Here is an 18,070-nt window from a genome sequence, read left to right as displayed (position 1 = left end):
CGGACCCAGTGGGTGCACGACCTCGACAGGGAAGACCTGTGTGCGGCACACCCTGCAGAACAGGGACCCCACCTCGGTGCTGCCACACGACGGGCACTGCCGGGCTGTTTGCTGCCCATCTCCGCCGATCGACTCCGCGTTTCCCACTGTGCACCCCACCTCGGCCCTTGCCAGCTGTTCGCCTACCCCTCGTGCTGGGGTAGAACCATCGCCCCAGTATGCCCTATTTAGAGCAGTGCGGGTTACCGTAGATCACCATTAAGGCCTACAGGGTTCCCTCAGTGCGCTAATAGGGTCTCCGCGTGGGTAGACAGGGCAGCGGTGAGCCGAACGAGTTCTCGAGAGCGGTCGTCGACGCGATCGACGACCTCAGGGTTCAGCGCGGCATCACAACGCCTTCGCTGATCGCAAAGGCTGGCTTCAGCCGCGGGTACTACTACAAGCGCACGCGAGGCGAGACGTCCTTCAACACGAACGACGTGCAGACGATCGCTGAAGCCCTCGGCGTATCGATCCGGGAGCTCCTGGAGCCGGCCATCACGGAGATGGAGCGAGTGCATGCCCCACGCGATGAGCGGCTTGAGCCGGCACTCCTCGGCTACCGGCTCAGCAAGGTCGTCGCCCTGCACGTGGCGCGCACACCCGCTCCGCCGGTCGACCGAGCGGTACGTGCTGCGCTAGCGAAACGCGGGCGCCTCCTCGCCGGGGCTGACTGGGAACGGCTCCTCGCCGGCGAACCCACAGACGTCACCAGTGACGACCTCCGTGCTATCGCGGATTTCTTCGACGTGCCGTCCGAGTACCTTCTGCGGGTTGCCTTGCCCGGCGTCGTGGATCTCGTCGACGCGCGCCTGGAAGTTGAGATTGCCCTGGCTGAGACCGGTGTGGGGATAGCCGCTCGTTCGGTGAACGCCGCAACCCCAGCTGAGCTCCTGGCTATCGCGGAAGCGATCCGGGCTGCAGCGCCGAACGAGCGGGGAGGTACTGAATGAAGACGGTTCGCACGCAGAAACTCACCACCCAGCTCGCTCAGGAAGCCATCGCTGGACTGCGGTTGCCCGCCGGCCCACTTACCTTTGAGACGCTGCGAGCATCCGTCGCGGACTGGCTTGGGAAGCCCGTCACCATCGACCCGCTGCAGTCGCTGCCTTCACGTGACCAGCCAGCCAGCTTGACCGGCTTGTATCTCGACACCGCTGAGGCCGGCCGCGTGTACTTTCATCCCGACGACCCTCGGCTGTATCAGCTGTTCGTGATCCTCCACGAGTTCATGCACATCGCCGCAGGCCACGGTGGCTGCCATGTTCCAGCCGAGGTTTTGGAGCGCGGCTACGCCGGCGTCACAGCAGAGGTCACCGCCGCACGGGCCCGTGTACCCGGGCGAACCTCGCTGAATGAGGCTCGCACGGTGGACGTCGAGGAACTCGTGGCGGAGCGCGGCGCGGTACTCCTCCTCGAGCGGCTCCAGAAGTCCACGCTGTCTGCAAGCGCAGAGGCGTTCGCGTGATCCCACTTGCGTTCTGGGCGGCGACCGGGCTTCTACTCCTCCGCATGAGTGCCCTCTGGAACCCCGCGCGGCGACCCGCGTTCTTCGCCGCGGCCCTCGCCGGCATTGGCATCGCCACTGTGGGCGTGGTCTGGCCTGTAGGGCCCCTCGATGCGCTCCTCGGGGACGTCAACGCCATCGACCTGGTCCAGGTCCTCGCAGCCACCGCCGCGTTCTGGTTCCTCCGCGACGCCACGCGAGCTCACGCTGGTTCGGACGCACGATCGCGGCTACCGATCCTGCTCGCCGTGCTGCTCGCGGAGACGGTGACGTTCATGGCGATCCCGGACCACATCGGGCAACCGACGACGTACATCCACGAGCACCTGCAGTTCCCCGCGACCTGGCTTCACATCGTCATCTACATGGTGGCAATGGGCTGGTTCGCTACCGACTCCATCCGGGTGCTCCTGCCCGAACCGCGCGGGATCAACGTGCTGTTCATCATCGGTTTCGTGCTCGCCGTGCTCGCGATCATCGCCGAGCTGGTCGACATCACGAGCGTGTTCATCGAGGGCCGGCAAACACCCTTCTCCCGGGCGATGCTCGTGGTGTTCAACAGCCTCTTCTACCCCGGCCTCCTGGCCATCGGTGTCGCCCACGGATGGCGCACCATCCGGCGACGCCTATCGGTTCTCCAGTTGCGGATCATCTCGACCCGCCTGTACTTCATCTCGGCACGCGATCGAAGCGAGGGACGGCCTCCGGTGCGCCTTGCGCGCAACGCTGAGGTTGCCACCGCGCAGCGGTACATCGAGCTCCGCGACCAAGTCGTGGCCGGGCGCCTGGAACTCAGCGAGCGTGAGCAGCGCTTCCTCCAGCGCGTGGAAGAACGGCTAGCACAGGGAGTCCCCGCATGGGCGTAGTCGGTATCGCAGCAGGGGCGGCCGCCCTGGCGGTCGTCGCGGCCGCCACCGCAGCAGGTGCGGTGGTCGCGAAGAAGGCCATTCATCCGCGCCCGAAGCGGACTGTCACCGCCGTCGATGTCGACGCCACCAGCCTCACCGTCCGATCGGACGAGCAGACACGGTGCCCCGGTGTTTACCGCGTCTATTTCGACGGCGGGCAACGCAGCATCCTCGTCGGGGACGTTCTCAGTGACGACGGCAGCCACGTGCGGCGGAAGATCCTGGGCAGCCCCGCAGGCGCCCCTGTTCCGGGAGACGACCTGACGTGGAGCGGGTACCTCCTCGACACGCCAGGATCCGTCTCGTCTGACTTCGAAGAGGTGTCGATCGCCGCAGATGGAGACGTCCGACGCGCGTGGTACTTCCCGATAGCCGGCGCCACCACCTGGGCCATCCACGTACACGGCATCCACTCTGGCCGACAGGCCATCCTCCGCGCTGTACCGGACACCCTCTCGGCCGGAATGAGTTCCCTAGTCATCGGGTACCGCGGAGACCTCGAGGACGGACGCGGCCTACCAGCGACGTTCGGCACAGACGAGTGGCACGACCTCGACGCAGCCATGCACTACGCCGTCGACCACGGAGCAGAACGCCTGGTGCTCGTCGGATGGTCGATGGGCGCAACGATCGCCCTGCACGCGGCCGCGCGCTCGAGCCTCCGCCGTCGGATCGACGCGATGGTCCTAATTTGCCCGGCCCTCGATTGGTTCGCCGCCCTGCGTGCGGGTGCGGTCAAAGCCGGGTTCCCGGCGTTCCTGGGGACGCTGGGAGCTCTAAGCCTCACCATCCCGGGCCTCGCTCGCGTCCCGGGCCTCCGGAAAGCGATCCCTATGCGCTGGATGCGCCCCAGCGCACCCGCAGGACTGCCGACGCTCCTGATCCACAGCTCAGGCGACCGCGACGTCCCCATCGACGTGTCCAAGCGCTTCGCCGCCACGCCAGGCGCTGAGGCGACCCTCGTCGAAATCCCGCCCTGCCCCCACGGCATGGAACTCAACCGCGACCCCGCCTTGTTTCACGGCTCGATCGCCCACTTCCTCTCGCGCGGCGAGGCTCTATCCGCAGCATGAAAAGTGTACGGATAAAGTAAACGCTGGTGCTGCTGTCGAAGTAGGGCGGGCCGCATTCGTGACCGCGCTCGTCCGGGCGGTCTGCAAGGCCGCCAAGGAGCAGGCCCACGCCAACGGTGGGTGCCTGCGGGTACCGCTCGTGGTCGAACTCGACGAGTGCGCGAACGTCGTGAAGTGGCCGGTACTGCCGGAGGTGTACTCGTACTACGGCTCCCTCGGAATCGTACTGAACGCGTACTTCCAGTCCCCAGCGCAACCGATCGCCGCGAACAGGAAGGAAGGGTGGGAAGCGATCTGGTCCGCCGCCCCGATGCGAGTGTTCGGGGGCGGGAGTGGCCGACCAGCCGCGCCTTCAGGAGCTATCCGCGCTGATCGGTGACTACGAAGAAGTCATCGACAGCACCACCGGCGCCACCCGGTTCCGTCCGATCCTCGCTGAGGCCCTGGGATCGCTGCGGAAGTGGCGCGCGGTGGTCTTCGCCAGCGGCGTCGACCCGATCCTGATTCGGACGACGCCGTGGTTCCGGAACCTCCGGCTCCGCCGCCGCATCAACACTGGGAAGAAGGCTCTGAATGTCTGAGATCGAGGCAGTCCACGTCGACGGGGCGGACGACGACGACACCGGAACGCCGGCAGAGGGCGGGAACCCGTTCCAGTCGATGTTCTACGACTGGGTGCAGGAACGATTCGCCCGAGTGGAAGTCACCGGGTCAGCACAGCGGGCAACCTGGTGCCCGGAGTGGTGGAAGCACCCCGAGGTCGTCGACCGGCTGCAGGCGCTGTGGACCGCGCACATCGCCGCCGAAGCCGAGCAGGAGGACGAAAACGGGAACATGGCCGCGCTCTCGGACTGGTGGATTCGACACTGGGACCCGCACCGTGCCGTGCTGTTCGACGCGGCGACCGGACCGTTCCGGGACTGCAGTATGCAGCGCGGCCACCTCTACGACGGTGACCGCCACGAGGTCAACGCGATCACGCCGGCGAGACCGCCGGCACAGTAGCCGCACCATCAGGACGGGCCCACGCAGATGCGTGGGCCCGTCCTCATGTGTCAGCGGTCCCGGTCGACTTCACGACTTGGGGGTGGCGACGGGGGCAGATCACGTGCCGGCGTCGACGACCCGGTGCCGGACCGCATCGGTCGTCCGTGGGCCTGCTCCCACGAGTCCCGGCGTGCCTGCACCTCGGGCTCACGGTGGCCACGGATCGCAGCGAGCGTCGTCTTCCGCGTTGCGGCTGGCAGCGACGTCGGCGCTGCCGGCTCGCCACCCTCGGCAAGCTCCGCCGCCCACCGGGTAGTGCGTGCCCGCATAGCGGCCGCGGCGTCGCTGTCGAGGCCGTACGCGGCGAACCGGTCATCGCGGATCCGGTCGACCTGCTGCAGCTGCTGGGCGAACATCGCCCGGTCGAATCCGTCGTCCCGGTCCGCGACGAGCCGCAGCAAGTCCTCGTCGGTGTACCGGCCGGAGGACCGGATCGCGTCGAGGTCGATGAAGTCACGCGCCTCGAGGCGCGTGTACACAGCGTTGGTCTTCGACGCCACGGCGTCATCCACCGACAGCACCGGGCCCACCTGCAGCCGAGCCGGTTCCGCGCCGCGCCAGTCGTAGGCGAAGTCGACGTCGACCTGGCGGCCATCCGCCGCGGTGACGTTCAGGTGCGCGAAGTACTCCGCCCGTCGACGCTCTTCCACCACGTAGCGGCGCCCTCAAGGACGGTGCTGGCCTCGGTGACGGCGCGGTCAAACTCGGCCGCGTCGTAGCGGTTGGTGAACAGATCGACGTCGCGGGTGAGTCGGTCAACGATGCCGTGTTCACGGATCGCTCCCGACCCGGCGAGCACGAAGCCGTGCTGACCGGCGCCGCGGAGGATCCTCTGCGCTACCTCGAACTGGAGATCGCGGTCGTCGCTCACGCGGTGAGCTCCGGGAACCGGGACTCCCAGAGTGACCGCACGCGAACGGGGAGGAGCAGCTCATCCCAGGCCCGCAACAGGACGTCGCGGTTCAGCAGCGCCTCCTGCACCTCCGATGCCCCCTCGCGGAGGATCGCCTGGTACGCCTTCGTCACACCCGACAGCGTGTCGAGGTCCGCGTCCGGGTCAGGGCCCCAGTAGACGTCCAGCGGAAGCGTCAGCACGCCGCTGGCGGGGCCATGGAGGGCGCCAAGGGATGCGGGGACGGCGTAGGGCTTGATGTCTTGGTACAGCACGCGTGCTTCCATCGGGCGCTCCCTTCTCCAGGCCTATTCTCTCCCGCACAATGCGCGCCTGCCAGTGCCGCATAGCTGCCGGACCGCTCCCTAACTAGTTCGCGGCGTAGCCGCCGTCAATCGGTATGAGGGTTCCCGTCACGTAGCGTGCTTGTTCGGAGGCGAGGAACAGGACGACGTCCGCGACCTCCGCGGCGGTTCCGATGCGACGCAGCGGGATCCGGGACAACAGGTTCGCTTCGACGTCGCGGTCCGACAGCTTGTCGGCGGTCATCGGGGTGCGGATCTGCCCTGGAGCGACGGCGTTGACGCGAATTCCCTCCGGCCCGAGCTCGACAGCCATCCCCTTGCTGAGTTGCGTCAGGGCGGCCTTCGTCGCACCGTAAGGCACGATCCCGGGCTGCGCTACGAGGGCGGCGCTCGATGAGATGTTCACGATGGATCCCTTGGTCCGGGCCAGGGGCTGCGCCGCGGCGCGCGACAGCGCGTACGCAGCCGAGACGTTGATGCTGACCAGACGCTGCCAATCGTCCTCCGTCAGATCGACGGAAGGCTTGCGGACCTGCACCCCGGCCGCGTTCACCAGGACATCGAGGCGGCCGGTCCCCTCCGTCGCGGCAGCGACGGCCGCACGAACGACATCGGGCGACCGCAGGTCGCCTTCCACCCAGCGGTCGCCCGAGATCGTCGTCGAGGGGGCCACGACGTCAACGAGGATTAACCGTGCCCCCGCCCTCCTAAAAGCATCAGCGATCGCACCGCCGATCCCGCCCGCGGCGCCTGTGACCATGACGGTCTTTCCTGCAAGAGTCACGGTGGCCTGCTCCTTTGGTAACCGATTGCCGAGTGAAGTCCTCATATTGAAGCACCTACTTGCGGATTTGGTAAGCGGTTACCACAATCTCGGTATGACCACGATCAATCTGCCAACACCGTCCGGGGGCGTCGAGTCGTTCAGTTTCCGCTCGCCCGCGCCGTTGCGCACTGTCTCCACGCCGCCGCGCTCCCGCCGGGCGTTCGCCGCGGCGCACGTCGTCGCTGACCCGCTGAGGGCCGCGCAGCCGATCCGGTCCGAGCACATCGACTGGGAAGCCACCATGGGCATCCGACGTCGACTGTGGGGTCTCGGACTCGGTGTCGCCGAGTCGATGGACACCGCGCAGCGCGGCATGGGCCTGTCCGCAGCTGACGCGATGGTGCTCGCGCAGCGGACCCTTGCCGAAGACCCTCGCGGTGGAGCGGGCGTCGTCGTGGGAATCGCGACCGACGCCCTGCCCGACGCTGTCGCCGCTCCCGGCGCCATCGCCGACGCGTACATCCGGCAGCTGGAGACCGTCGAGACCGGCGGGGGTACCGCCGTCATCATGGCGAGTCGCCACCTCGTCCGGACCGCGACCAGCGCGAAGGACTACCTCGACGTCTACGGGCGTGTCCTAGCAGCGGCGAGTCGGCCAGTGATCCTGCACTGGCTCGGCGAGGTGTTCGATCCAGCGCTGCGCGGGTACTGGGGGAGCACGCACATCGCCGAAGCGCTCGGAACGGTCATCGAACTCATCACCAGCAACCCGGGCAAGGTGACCGGGATCAAGATCTCCCTCCTCGACGCCCGGTGGGAGCTCGAACTGCGCGACCGTCTCCCCGCTGACGTCGCACTCTTCACCGGAGACGACTACAACTACGTGGACATGATCGCGGGAGACGGCGTGCGGCACAGTCACGCGCTCCTCGGCGCCTTCGCCGCCGTTGCCCCCCACGCGTCAGCCGCTCTCGCCCACCTCGACGCCGGCGACGAGGCCGGCTTCCGTTCGGTACTGGAACCGACCCAACGGCTCAGCCGGCTGGTGTTCGAGCCTCCCACACCGTTCTACAAGGTCGGCGTTGTCTGGTTGGCCTACCTGTCCGGACTGCAGGAGCACTTCCGCATGCTCGGCGGCATGGAGTCAGGACGAGACCTGCTGCACCTCGCGCAGGTGGTCCGCGAGGCCGGCACGCTCGGTCTGTTCACCGACCCGGACGCCGCTGCAGCACGTGCGAACGCGTTCTTCGCCGTCCACGGGATCGGCTGATGGACCTCCAGCACGCCAGCCTCAACTCGATCACCGTCCGCTCGGCACGCCTGCCAGAACTGCTCAGTATCGCAACGCAGCACGGGTTCGGCGGAGTCGGCCTCTGGCGCGACGTCTACACCCCCCACGGCGCCAGCGAAGCCGCCAGATGCATCGCCGCAGCCGGACTCCGCGTCAGTAGCGTGTGCCGCGCGGGCATGTTCGTCCACACCGACGAAGCCGGACGCAGCACGGCCTGGGACGACAACCGACGTGCGATCGACGAGGCGCGCACCCTCGGCGCCGAATGCCTCGTCCTGGTGTGTGGCGGACAGGGAACGCGCGGGCTCGCGGACGCCCGCGCACAGATCGCCGACGGCATCGCCGAACTCGCTCCCATTGCAGCAGCGGCGGGAGTGCCGCTCGCGATCGAACCCATGCATCCGATGATGATCGCTGACCGTTCCGCCGTGACGACGCTGCAGGAAGCCAACGACCTCATCGACGAATTGGATGCAGATGCCGACGTCGGCATCGCCCTCGACGCCTACCACGTGTTCTGGGACGTGAACGTGTTTCGGGAGATGCACCGGGCAGGCGGGGAACGACTCCGGAGCGTGCAGGTCTCTGACTGGGTCGTTCCGATTCGACACCAGCTGTCGAGCCGCGGGATGCCAGGGGAGGGCATCATCGACCTCCCGGCGATCCTGCACACTGCGTCGGCGGTCGGCTACCAAGGGCTCGTTGAGGTCGAGGTCCTGTCAGATCGTTGGTGGGCGCAGCCACCTGCCGTCGCGGCGGAGCGTGCGGTACAGGGCCTGCTCGCCCTGTAGTGTCGACGCGATGTCCGAGAGAGCGCGCCGACACGGCCGCGATGCAGTCACCATCCGGGACGTCGCAGGCCACGCCGGGGTCTCGACCGCAACGGTCTCCCGTGTCCTCGCGGGCACTCGTCCCGTTCGCCGGGACATCGCCGATCGCGTCGTGGCGTCTGTCGCAGCGCTCGGATACCGTCCGAACCCGGCCGCGCGCGCGCTCTCGTCCGGCACCCTCGCCCACCTGGCGGTGGTCGTACCGAGCCTGACCAACCCGTACTTCTACGAAATTGTGGACCAGTTGAACTCGGGCGCGACGGCCGCCGGCTTCCGGCTCCTCGTCGCAGATTCCGGAGGCGATCCGGAAGCAGAGTGGCGGGTTGTCGGCGACCTGCGTAGCCAAGTGGCAGGCATCTTCCTCCTCTCGCCGCGTATGGCTGCTGGCCACCTCCGGCAACTCGCCGACGAGCAGGTCCGCCTCGTACTGGTGAACCGGGTCGAGCCCTCCTCCACTGCCGCGACGGTCGCCGTCGACAACGCGCGTGCTGCGATGCGCATCGCGGCTCACCTCCTCGAACTCGGCCACCGCCGGATCGCGTACCTCGGCGGCCAGTCCGACGCTTGGCAGGACCAGGAACGTTGGCGCGGTTTCCAAGCGGCAGCCGAGTTCGGCATGATTGTGACGCGGCTCGAGGGGTCCGGGACGCTCGACGTCGACGACCAGATCGTGGAGCGCCTCCTTGCGGCGGATGTCACCGCCGTGGCCTGCTTCAACGACCTGTCAGCAATAGCGCTCATCGGTCAGCTCCGGGATCGTGGGGTGTCGGTCCCAGGGCAACTCTCCATCACCGGGTTCGACGACATCCCGATCGCCCGCTTCTTGACGCCAGCGTTGACGACGGTCAACTCACCGACCGTTGAGCTCGGCGAACGCGCGTGGTCCCTCATGGAGCAGCAGCTGCGGCACGACGTCCCCCTCGAGCCTGTGATGCTCGAAGCGGACCTCCTGCTTCGCGGATCGACCGGCCCCTCCGTGGGCTGACTCTCCAAAAAGAGGCTTGTGGATCGATCCAGTAACGCATACGGTCTTCTCTTAGAGATCAGTGAAGATCGAGGAGGCACCGTGGCCAGAGTCACTCTCGCAGACGTCAGTCGTCGAGCTGGCGTGAGTCGGAGCACTGCTTCTCTCGTGGTGAACGACAGCCCGACGATCCCGAAGTCCACCAAGGACCGGGTCCGCGCGGCGATGTCAGAGCTGGGCTACGTCTACAACCGGCAGGCTGCGCAACTCCGCAACCAGCGTTCAATGACGGTCGGTCTCCTGGTCACTGAAGTCCGCAACCAGTACTTCGGTGAGCTCGTGATGGCGCTCGAAGAGGCCGTCTACGAAGCTGGCTACACGCTGCTCGTGTGCTACAGCAGGGACGACGTCACCCACCAGCAAGCGCAGCTCAGCAGACTCCTCGAGCGCGGGGTCGACGGCCTCGTAGTCCTCCCGGCCGCAGAGACGACCGCGGAACAGATCAACGACCTGCTCGGTGCCGCCGCGCACATCCCATGCGTGTTCTTCGCTCGACACTTTGGTGTCGACCACGACTACGTCGGCGCGGACAACCGGCGAGCGGGCGAACTCCTCGGACGTCACATCGCCGCCATCGGCGCCCGGACCGTCGCGCTCGTCGGAGGACCCCGCGCGACGTCCGCCGGGATGGAACGACTCGAAGGATTCCGGACCGGCATCGCCGGCACTGCCGTGCGCATCGAACCGTCCGAGCGGATCGCCAGTCTCACGAACGTGGCGGGCGGTTCAGCGGCAACGGCCGCCCTACTGGACGGCGGGGACCTGCCCGACGCCATCGTCGCCTACAGCGACGTCGTCGCCGCGGGTACCTACGCCGAACTGCACTCCCGCGGCCTCCGCCCCGGCGAGGACATCGCCGTAGCCGCGTTCGACGACATCCCCGGTTCCGACCGGATGATTCCGCCCCTGACCACGGTGGCGACGTTCCCGAGCACCATCGGACAGCGGTGCGCGTCCCTGCTCCTCGACCGGATCGCGGGGACGCCGGCCGGCGGCCCGGACGTCGAACACGTGCTGATCGAACCCAAACTGCGCATCCGCGCCTCGACCGTGTCCTGGCGCCACGGCCGCTGACCTGCCCGCGACCGACACCTCCAGGAGAGACGACATGCCTGCCAAGCCCGTACTGACCCCAGCCGAAGCCGCCGACCTCATTGAGGACGAAGACGTCATCTCCGTCAGCTCGTCCTCGGGATTGGGGTGCCCCGATGCCGTCCTCGCCGCCATCGGCGCGCGCTTCCGTTCCACGGGCTCACCGCGGCGGCTGACCTCCGTGCACCCGATCGCCGCCGGTGACACGTCCGGAATCCGCGGGGTCGACCACATCGCCGCCGACGGCCTCCTCGCCAAGATCATCGCCGGATCCCTCCCGTCGGGTCCGTCCAGCGCGACTCCGCCGGAGATATGGCAGCGCGTCGAGGGCGGCAGCATCGAGGCGTTCAACCTGCCCTCCGGCGTGCTCTACCAGATGCACCGGGCGGCGGCGGCACGGCAGCCGGCAGTGCTCACCAAGGTCGGCCTCGACACCTTCATCGACCCCCGGCGCCAGGGTGGCCGGATGAACGACCAGACGGCGCCGGACTTCGTCGAACACGTCATCGAGGACGGCGAAGAATGGCTCCGGTTCCGGGCGATCGCGCCCGACGTCGCGATCATCCGGGCGACCACGGCCGATGAGGACGGCAACCTGTCCTTCGAGGAGGAAGCGTCCCCCCTCGGCGCCCTCGATCTTGCCTACGCCGCGCACAACACCGGCGGACTCGTGATCGCTCAAGTTAAACAGCTGGCATCTAGTGGATCGATACACCCGCAGCTGGTGCGCGTGCCGGGGATCCTCGTCGACGTGGTCGTGGTCGTTCCGGATCAGATGCAGACGACGAACACCGTCTACGACCCCGCGATCGCCGGGCAGCTCCGCAAACCCCTGAGCGGCCTTCCAGCGGTGCCATTCTCCCTCGAGAAAGCGATGGCGCGTCGGGCTGCGATGGAAGTCCGCGCCGGCGAGACCGTAAACCTCGGGTTCGGCGTCTCCGCCCTCGTGCCCCACATCCTCGTGGAGGAGGGGCTCCCGTCGGCCGCCCACTGGGTCATCGAGCAGGGTGCCGTCGGCGGGATCCCCCTGCTGGACTTCGTCTTCGGCGTCGCTCAGAACCCCGAGGCGATCATGCAGAGCCCGGATCAGTTCACGCTGCTGCAGGGGGGCGGGTTCAGCCGTACGTTCCTGTCGTTCCTCGAGATCGACCAATCCGGAAGTGTCAACGTGCACTACCTGCCCGGCCGTCGACACGTCACTGCCGGCGTCGGCGGTTTCGCTGACATCACCTCCTCGGCACGCGAGATCGTCTTCGTGGGTTCGTTCACCGCCGGGCGCCGGGACATCGATGTACGGGACGGCCGCCTGGACATCCGGACCGACGGCCAACACCAGAAGCTCGTCCGTGAAGTGCAGCAGGTGACCTTCTCCGGGCGCCGGGCCGTCGAGACAGGGCAGCGCGTCACCTACGTGACGGAGCGTTGCGTGCTCCGCCTCCTTCCCGACGGTCTGACCGTCACCGAGCTCGCCCCCGGCGTCGACCTCCGACGCGATGTGCTGGACAGGAGTCCGTTCCCGCTCCTGGTCGCGGACGATCTCGTGGAGATGCCGACCGCCCTCTACCGCCCCGAACCGGTCGGCCTCGACCTCCGGCCAGCGGACGCCCACCCTCGCTTGACGAGCAGCACGAAGGGTCCGGTTGCCGGTCTCCTGGAAGGAGCAGGCCGATGACCGAGAGCGACGTTCGAGACGGGACCGTGTCCTGCGAGGTTGACGGACGTGGCGTCGCCACCGTGCTGATCGACCGGCCCAGCAAGCTCAACGCGATCACCTTCGAAATGGTCGGCGAGCTGGCCGCGATCCTCGCACGTCTCCGAGACTCACCGGCTCGCGTCGTGGTCATCAGGACCGCCGGGAATCGTGCCTTCTCGGTCGGCGCCGACATCGGGCAGTTCTCGACCTATGCGGCCGAGGACATGTGGCGGCACTGGATCGCTGAAGGACACCGGGTCTTCCGCGAGCTGTCCGAGCTGCACCAACCGACCGTGGCGGTGATCGACGGCATCGCTGTCGGAGGCGGACTGGAGCTCGCGTTGGCGTGCGACTTCCGAATCGCGTCAGATGATGCGCGGTTCGGTCTGCCCGAGAACGGGATCGGCACGATCCCCGGCTGGGGCGGTACCGCGCGCCTCACCGCTCTGGTGGGCTACGCCCACGCGTGCGAACTGGTGCTGGCACGGCGACGGATCGACGCACGCACCGCGCACGAGTGGGGGCTCGTCACCAGCAGCCATCCGACCGTGTCCCTCGACACAGCCGTGGCTGAGATCACCGACGACCTCCTCGGCGGCGCCGCCCTCGCCCAGCAGACCAGCAAGCAGCTGCTGCGCCTTGCGGCGAACGGCGCGGACGCTGCCGTCCTCGAAGCACTCGCCAGCGGCTTCACCGCCAACGCCCCCGACTTCCGGGAAGGCGTCACCGCGTTCTTGGAGAAGCGGACCCCTCAGTTCTCCCACCCCACGTCCTCACCGTCCGAGGCGTGACCAACCCGAATCAGAGAAGGCAGACGATGTCCACGAACAACGACGTTCCGGCGCAGACCACGGGGCTGCCCGTCATCACCCGACAAGACCTCCGGCGCGCTGCGTTCGGCAGCAGTATCGGATCCGCTCTCGAGTACTACGACTTCGCGCTCTACAGTCTGGCGTCAGCGCTGGTGTTCACGCCGCTGTTCTTCCCGACCGTCGACGCCGCCACGGGCCTGATCCTGAGCTTCGCCACCTACTTCGTCGGGTTCGCCGCCCGACCGATCGGCGGGATCGTCTTCGGCCGCCTCGGCGACAAGATCGGGCGACGCACGGTGCTCGTCGTCACCATCCTCCTGATGGGCGGCTCTAGCACCTTGATCGGGTTCCTCCCGACCTACGTCGACCACCCCGGCGACTGGTGGGGCGGCGCGGGACTCGTCGCCCCGATCCTCCTCGTCGTGCTCCGCGTCCTCCAGGGGTTCGGCGCCGGAGCGGAGATGTCCGGGGCGTCGATCCTGATGGCCGAATCGGCCCCGCGCGGCGAGCGTGGCTTCTGGTCCTCGCTGCCCTTCATGAGCATCCAGATCGGAACCGTCGCCGCCGCGTTGGTCTACTTCGTCCTCCTCGAGACCAACCAGACGGTCCCGATCACCGAGACCTGGCTGTGGCGCCTGCCCTTCCTCTTCAGCGCGCTCCTCCTGGTGGCCGCGATCTTTATCCGGCTCAAGCTGAAGGAGTCGCCCACGTTCGTCAAGCTCGAGGTCGAGGACCAGATCGCCCGTGCTCCCTTCCGCGGGTTGGTGCACAACTCGTGGCGCACCATCCTCCGCGCCATCGGTATCCGGATGGCGGAGAACGGCTCGTCCTCGATCTTCCAAGCGCTCGCGGTCGCGTACGTCACCAGCCAAGCCATCGGTGTCACAGGTCCGATCGGTGCCCTCTCGCTGGTCTTCGCCGCATCCCTCGGCGCTGTCGTCGTTCCGATCGCCGGACGACTCTCGGACCGGTACGGTCGCGTCCGGGTGTACCGAGCATTCGCGATCTTCGAACTGATCGCTGCGTTCCCGTTGTGGTACCTGCTCAGCACCGGCAACACCGTGCTGATCATCGTCGCGGTCACGCTCGCTCTCGGCATCGGCTCATGGGGCATGTTCGGCGCGCAGAGCGCTTTCATGTGCGAACTCTTCGGTTCGCGCCAGCGGTACCTCGGCGTAGCCGTCTCCCGCGAGGTTTCCGCGGTCCTCGCAGGCGGCATCGCTCCACTCGTCGGGGCCGGCATCATCGCGTGGTGCACCTCAATCCAGGGCGGGTCATCGGTCGCTGGTGCGGGGAGCATTGCGTGGATCCCGCTCGGCGGCTACCTCGCCCTCCTGTCCGCGATCACCGTCGCCACGACCTTTGCCATCCCGGAGCCCGCCGACCGATCCCTCAACGTGCCCGAGGACGCCATCAACGATCCGGCCGTCCTGGCAGGAGGCACCAGCGCATCCTTCAAGCAGACCCCTGTCCGCCGATGAGCACCGCGCGTCCCCACGTCCTGGTCGCTCCGGACAAGTTCAAGGGTTCGCTCACAAGCGAGGAAGCCGGTGCTGCGATCGCAGCCGGGATCCGACGTCGCCTGCCGCACGCGAGGATTACATTCCTCGCCGTCGCCGACGGAGGCGAAGGGACCGTCGCCGTCGCGGTTGCCGCCGGAGCGGAACCCCGCAGCAGCACCGTCCGAGACCCGCTCGGCCGCCCCGTCCGGGCCACGTGGGCGCTCGACGGCCGAACCGCGGTGATCGAGCTGGCGGAGGCGAGCGGTCTCCGCCACGTGACGCCGACTTCGGCGACCGCGCGGAACTCCGACACGTTCGGTACCGGCGAGCTCATCCTCGCGGCGCTCGATGCGGGTGCCGACGAAATCATCATCGGCGTCGGGGGATCCGCGACCACCGACGGCGGCAGCGGGGCGTTACGGGCTCTCGGCGCGCGGATTCTGAAAGCGGACGGACGAGAGATCACCGCCGGCGGCGTCGCACTGCGGCACGCCAGTCGGCTCGATCTGCGCGGTCTGGACGCCCGGCTCGCGGACGTGCGCCTCCGAATCGCGTGCGACGTCGACAACACCCTGACCGGCCCTCGAGGAGCAGCCTCCGTGTACGGCCCGCAGAAGGGCGCCTCGAAGAACGACGTCCAGGACCTCGAAGCTGCACTCGTCACCTGGGGTGGACTCCTCGAAGCAACGACCTCGTCCTCCGTCAGCGACATCACCGGCAGCGGCGCCGCCGGCGGGTTCCCCGCGGCGTTCATCGCCGCGGCAGGAGCACGGATCGAACCCGGGTTCTCGCTCATCGCCGAACTCACGGACTTCGAGAACGAACTCCATACGGCGGACCTCGTCATCATCGGCGAGGGCTCGTTCGACGACCAGTCCCTGCAGGGCAAAGCACCCATCGCAATCGCCGCCCGCGCACGGGCCGTGGGCACTCCGGTACTCGCCGTGGCCGGACGCATCGAGGTCCCACCCACCACGCTCGCCGGGCTCGGCATCCACGCCGTGGGAGAGGTCAGAGAAGTCGCGGAATCGGTCGAGGACGGATTCACGCGAGCGGCCCTTCACGTCGCCTCCGCGGCCGCTCTCGCCACGGACCGATGGCTCGGTTCCGCCGCTCACCCCCATGCGACCGCTGGAGGAACCGCCAGCGCAGCCCCAGCCTCAGCCGCCTCACGAGAAAAGGACCCGACAGTGCAGCACCACCGCCACCTACATCCACCGCTTCCCCTGCCGAACATCCCAGAGGTCCCGGAAGGAGCTCGGCTCCACGAGGTCGCAAACCGGCCGCTCCAGGAGTGGGTCATCAGGACGGCGCTGCGTACCCGGCCGGACACGGTGGAGTGGGTGCTCGATGCAACGTGGGACCCCGAGCCATCGGACGAGCCGCCGCTGCCGTCCCTGACAGCAGCAACCCCCCTACCCGCCACCGCTGCACGGGAGGCACTGGCCGAGAGCATGCGAGGCCGCACCATGTTCGTCGTTCCCTACCGAACGGCGGCGGCGGACAAAACAGACAGCTCCATCGGTGTCCTCATCACCGATTCACCCGTGGTCGTCCGAGCGCTCCGCGCCGAGCTCGAGACGGGACAGGAGCCCCTGGACGAGATCGGTCCACAAACCGAGTGGGCGGCGCACCTGCACACCATCGGACTTCCGGTCCACACCAAGGGAACAGAACGGACGCAGACGACACGGCCACCCGCTCAAGCGTGGGTTGCCTTCGACGGCCCCGGCCGCGTCGTCATCGGAGCCGACCCGGACATGACCGCGCACATCGCGAACCTCGTAGCCGCAGGAGGCGCCGCAGCATGATCACCACGACCCCTGACCATTCGTTCGACGAGTGGGTCGAGCGCGAGACAGCTACGGCCGCGATGGTCCCGCTGATCGATTCGCTCTACCGCCGCCGGAACGTCGTCACGACGATCCACGGACGACGCCTCGTCAACCAATCCACGAGCGCCCTGCTGAAACTGCACCGATACGCGCGACACCTCGACGGGGTCGAGCTGGACCCGCACGCTGTCCTCCCGATCCTGCAAGCTCTCACCACGCTCGACCTCGGCCCCAGCATCATCGACGTCGCCGAACTTCAGGAGCAGGTCAGCGGCAGCGCCAACGATGACCTCCTCGAAGCGCTCCGTGACCACCTCGAGCCGATCATGGGAACCAGCGGCCGAAGCCAGCCGCCCGTCGACGTGGTGCTGTACGGGTTCGGTCGGATCGGCCGCCTCGTCGCTCGCATCCTGCTCTCCCGCGCAGGCGGCGCGTACGGTCTTCGACTCCGCGCTGTGGTCGTCCGGTCCCGTGGATCGGAGGACCTCATCAAACGTGCCAGTCTGCTGCGGCGGGACTCGATCCACGGACCCTTCGAAGGGACCATCACCGTCGACGAGACCGCGCAGACGATCACGGCGAACGGAACCGTCATCTCCGTCATCTCCGCGGACGACCCGGCTGCGATCGACTACACCGCGTACGGTATCCGCGACGCGATCCTGGTCGACAACACCGGTGCCCGTCGTGATCGGATCGGCCTGGAGTCCCACCTGTCGGCGCGGGGCGTCGCGAAGGTCCTGCTCACCGCGCCCGGCAAGGGCGATGTGCCGAACATCGTGCACGGAGTCAACGACCGCGAGATCGACCAACAGCGCATCGTCGCCGCGGCTTCCTGCACCACCAACGCGGTCACACCGGTCCTCGCCGCGATCGACCGTCGGTTCGGCATCCGTCACGGTCACATCGAAACGGTTCACTCGTTCACCAACGATCAGAATCTGACGGACAACTTCCACAGAGCAGATCGCCGAGGACGCTCCGCGGCCGTCAACATGGTCATCGCTGAGACGGGTGCGGCGCGTGCCGTCGCCACCGCGTACCCGGCCCTCGCCGGCAAGCTGACGGGCAATGCGATCCGCGTGCCCACTCCGGACGTGTCCCTCGCCGTGCTCGCGCTGGAGCTCGCTGAGCCCGTCAGCAGAGCAGCCCTCAACGAGTACCTCCGCGACATCTCGCTGCGATCAGACCTCCGCCGTCAGGTCGACTACGTCGAGTCCCCGGAGATCGTCTCGAGCGATCAACTCGGGGCACGCAAGGCAGGGGTGGTCGACGGACTGGCAACCATCGCCAACGGAACCGAACGCGTCGTCGTCTACGTCTGGTACGACAACGAGTACGGCTACAGCCGACAAGTCGTCCGGGTACTCGAGAGCATGGCCGGTCCCGGTCTTCCCACGTTCCCTCGCAGCGCTCGGGTGACGCAGTCATCGGCTCCGGAGCTGACGCGATGA

20 protein-coding genes are annotated in these 18,070 nt (G+C 67.8%); 16 read left to right on the top strand and 4 right to left on the bottom strand.

The window, feature by feature from the left end; genetic code table 11:
- The first annotated feature begins 302 nt into the window (after positions 1-302).
- Genes AAEP86_RS00275 through AAEP86_RS00245 form a run of 7 tightly spaced genes read left to right on the top strand, consistent with a single transcriptional unit; the run spans position 303 to position 4,532 of the window.
- Positions 303-992 carry a helix-turn-helix domain-containing protein gene (locus AAEP86_RS00275; RefSeq protein ID WP_420367136.1) on the top strand — a complete coding sequence of 230 codons (690 nt, stop codon included), beginning with the start codon at positions 303-305 and terminating at the stop codon, positions 990-992.
- Positions 989-1,507, top strand: coding sequence for a hypothetical protein (locus AAEP86_RS00270; RefSeq protein WP_420367135.1), 519 nt, complete (start codon positions 989-991; stop codon positions 1,505-1,507). Before AAEP86_RS00275 ends, AAEP86_RS00270 begins: the two co-directional genes overlap by 4 nt.
- Positions 1,508-1,551: 44 nt before the next feature.
- Positions 1,552-2,412, top strand: a complete 861-nt coding sequence (locus AAEP86_RS00265) for a hypothetical protein (protein WP_420367134.1) — start codon at positions 1,552-1,554, stop codon at positions 2,410-2,412.
- Complete coding sequence (locus AAEP86_RS00260) at positions 2,403-3,527, top strand: alpha/beta hydrolase (protein ID WP_420367133.1); 1,125 nt, start codon at positions 2,403-2,405, stop codon at positions 3,525-3,527. Before AAEP86_RS00265 ends, AAEP86_RS00260 begins: the two co-directional genes overlap by 10 nt.
- A gap of 58 nt (positions 3,528-3,585) precedes the next feature.
- Entirely contained in the window at positions 3,586-3,906 is a 321-nt protein-coding gene (locus tag AAEP86_RS00255) for a TraM recognition domain-containing protein (protein ID WP_420367132.1), read from the top strand.
- The gene (locus AAEP86_RS00250; protein ID WP_420367131.1) at positions 3,860-4,108 is read left to right on the top strand and encodes a hypothetical protein; all 249 of its coding nucleotides are present in this window, start codon (positions 3,860-3,862) and stop codon (positions 4,106-4,108) included. The genes AAEP86_RS00255 and AAEP86_RS00250 overlap by 47 nt, the downstream gene beginning before the upstream one ends.
- Positions 4,101-4,532, top strand: a complete 432-nt coding sequence (locus AAEP86_RS00245) for a DUF4913 domain-containing protein (protein WP_420367130.1) — start codon at positions 4,101-4,103, stop codon at positions 4,530-4,532. The genes AAEP86_RS00250 and AAEP86_RS00245 overlap by 8 nt, the downstream gene beginning before the upstream one ends.
- A 50-nt stretch (positions 4,533-4,582) precedes the next feature.
- Here the strand turns inward: AAEP86_RS00245 and AAEP86_RS00240 are convergent, their stop codons facing one another.
- The 4 genes from AAEP86_RS00240 to AAEP86_RS00225 form a co-directional block, all read right to left on the bottom strand.
- Entirely contained in the window at positions 4,583-5,227 is a 645-nt protein-coding gene (locus AAEP86_RS00240; protein ID WP_420367129.1) for a hypothetical protein, read from the bottom strand.
- Entirely contained in the window at positions 5,185-5,445 is a 261-nt protein-coding gene (locus AAEP86_RS00235) for a hypothetical protein (RefSeq protein ID WP_420367128.1), read from the bottom strand. Before AAEP86_RS00235 ends, AAEP86_RS00240 begins: the two co-directional genes overlap by 43 nt.
- Positions 5,442-5,753 carry a transcriptional regulator gene (locus tag AAEP86_RS00230; protein ID WP_420367127.1) on the bottom strand — a complete coding sequence of 104 codons (312 nt, stop codon included), beginning with the start codon at positions 5,751-5,753 and terminating at the stop codon, positions 5,442-5,444. The genes AAEP86_RS00235 and AAEP86_RS00230 overlap by 4 nt, the downstream gene beginning before the upstream one ends.
- Positions 5,754-5,835: 82 nt before the next feature.
- Positions 5,836-6,555 (bottom strand): SDR family NAD(P)-dependent oxidoreductase, encoded by a 720-nt coding sequence (locus tag AAEP86_RS00225; RefSeq protein WP_420367126.1) that lies wholly within the window; start codon positions 6,553-6,555, stop codon positions 5,836-5,838.
- A gap of 94 nt (positions 6,556-6,649) precedes the next feature.
- Between AAEP86_RS00225 and AAEP86_RS00220 the strand changes: the two genes are divergently transcribed.
- The 9 genes from AAEP86_RS00220 (at position 6,650) to AAEP86_RS00180 (ending at position 18,070) form a co-directional block, all read left to right on the top strand.
- Positions 6,650-7,807 carry a DUF993 family protein gene (locus AAEP86_RS00220; protein WP_420367125.1) on the top strand — a complete coding sequence of 386 codons (1,158 nt, stop codon included), beginning with the start codon at positions 6,650-6,652 and terminating at the stop codon, positions 7,805-7,807.
- Positions 7,807-8,619 carry a sugar phosphate isomerase/epimerase family protein gene (locus AAEP86_RS00215; protein ID WP_420367124.1) on the top strand — a complete coding sequence of 271 codons (813 nt, stop codon included), beginning with the start codon at positions 7,807-7,809 and terminating at the stop codon, positions 8,617-8,619. Before AAEP86_RS00220 ends, AAEP86_RS00215 begins: the two co-directional genes overlap by 1 nt.
- A gap of 10 nt (positions 8,620-8,629) precedes the next feature.
- Positions 8,630-9,643, top strand: coding sequence for a LacI family DNA-binding transcriptional regulator (locus AAEP86_RS00210; protein WP_420367123.1), 1,014 nt, complete (start codon positions 8,630-8,632; stop codon positions 9,641-9,643).
- 81 nt (positions 9,644-9,724) lie between these two features.
- Positions 9,725-10,756: a LacI family DNA-binding transcriptional regulator gene (locus tag AAEP86_RS00205; protein ID WP_420367122.1), complete on the top strand. Its 1,032-nt coding sequence runs from the start codon at positions 9,725-9,727 to the stop codon at positions 10,754-10,756.
- 34 nt (positions 10,757-10,790) lie between these two features.
- Complete coding sequence (locus tag AAEP86_RS00200; protein WP_420367121.1) at positions 10,791-12,446, top strand: acyl CoA:acetate/3-ketoacid CoA transferase; 1,656 nt, start codon at positions 10,791-10,793, stop codon at positions 12,444-12,446.
- The gene (locus AAEP86_RS00195; protein ID WP_420367120.1) at positions 12,443-13,258 is read left to right on the top strand and encodes an enoyl-CoA hydratase/isomerase family protein; all 816 of its coding nucleotides are present in this window, start codon (positions 12,443-12,445) and stop codon (positions 13,256-13,258) included. Before AAEP86_RS00200 ends, AAEP86_RS00195 begins: the two co-directional genes overlap by 4 nt.
- A gap of 26 nt (positions 13,259-13,284) precedes the next feature.
- Positions 13,285-14,760, top strand: coding sequence for an MFS transporter (locus AAEP86_RS00190; RefSeq protein ID WP_420367119.1), 1,476 nt, complete (start codon positions 13,285-13,287; stop codon positions 14,758-14,760).
- On the top strand, positions 14,757-16,592 hold the full coding sequence (locus AAEP86_RS00185; protein WP_420367118.1) for a glycerate kinase: 1,836 nt from the start codon (positions 14,757-14,759) through the stop codon (positions 16,590-16,592). The genes AAEP86_RS00190 and AAEP86_RS00185 overlap by 4 nt, the downstream gene beginning before the upstream one ends.
- Positions 16,592-18,070: a glyceraldehyde-3-phosphate dehydrogenase gene (locus AAEP86_RS00180; RefSeq protein ID WP_420367229.1), complete on the top strand. Its 1,479-nt coding sequence runs from the start codon at positions 16,592-16,594 to the stop codon at positions 18,068-18,070. The genes AAEP86_RS00185 and AAEP86_RS00180 overlap by 1 nt, the downstream gene beginning before the upstream one ends.

Origin of the sequence: Curtobacterium sp. L1-20 (genome assembly GCF_048755855.1) — a bacterium.
Classification (GTDB): domain Bacteria; phylum Actinomycetota; class Actinomycetes; order Actinomycetales; family Microbacteriaceae; genus Curtobacterium.
Note: the sequence above shows the minus strand (reverse complement) of the source record. Positions and strands in the feature narration are given on the sequence as shown.

Bases quoted from the DNA above. Each gene is read 5' to 3' on its own strand.
- AAEP86_RS00220 (WP_420367125.1), top strand. From the start codon at position 6,650: ATGACCACGATCAATCTGCCAACACCGTCCGGGGGCGTCGAGTCGTTC.
- AAEP86_RS00185 (WP_420367118.1), top strand. From the start codon at position 14,757: ATGAGCACCGCGCGTCCCCACGTCCTGGTCGCTCCGGACAAGTTCAAG.
- AAEP86_RS00210 (WP_420367123.1), top strand. From the start codon at position 8,630: ATGTCCGAGAGAGCGCGCCGACACGGCCGCGATGCAGTCACCATCCGG.
- AAEP86_RS00215 (WP_420367124.1), top strand. From the start codon at position 7,807: ATGGACCTCCAGCACGCCAGCCTCAACTCGATCACCGTCCGCTCGGCA.
- AAEP86_RS00195 (WP_420367120.1), top strand. From the start codon at position 12,443: ATGACCGAGAGCGACGTTCGAGACGGGACCGTGTCCTGCGAGGTTGAC.
- AAEP86_RS00270 (WP_420367135.1), top strand. From the start codon at position 989: ATGAAGACGGTTCGCACGCAGAAACTCACCACCCAGCTCGCTCAGGAA.
- AAEP86_RS00245 (WP_420367130.1), top strand. From the start codon at position 4,101: ATGTCTGAGATCGAGGCAGTCCACGTCGACGGGGCGGACGACGACGAC.
- AAEP86_RS00230 (WP_420367127.1), bottom strand. From the start codon at position 5,753: ATGGAAGCACGCGTGCTGTACCAAGACATCAAGCCCTACGCCGTCCCC.
- AAEP86_RS00265 (WP_420367134.1), top strand. From the start codon at position 1,552: ATGAGTGCCCTCTGGAACCCCGCGCGGCGACCCGCGTTCTTCGCCGCG.
- AAEP86_RS00200 (WP_420367121.1), top strand. From the start codon at position 10,791: ATGCCTGCCAAGCCCGTACTGACCCCAGCCGAAGCCGCCGACCTCATT.
- AAEP86_RS00260 (WP_420367133.1), top strand. From the start codon at position 2,403: ATGGGCGTAGTCGGTATCGCAGCAGGGGCGGCCGCCCTGGCGGTCGTC.
- AAEP86_RS00190 (WP_420367119.1), top strand. From the start codon at position 13,285: ATGTCCACGAACAACGACGTTCCGGCGCAGACCACGGGGCTGCCCGTC.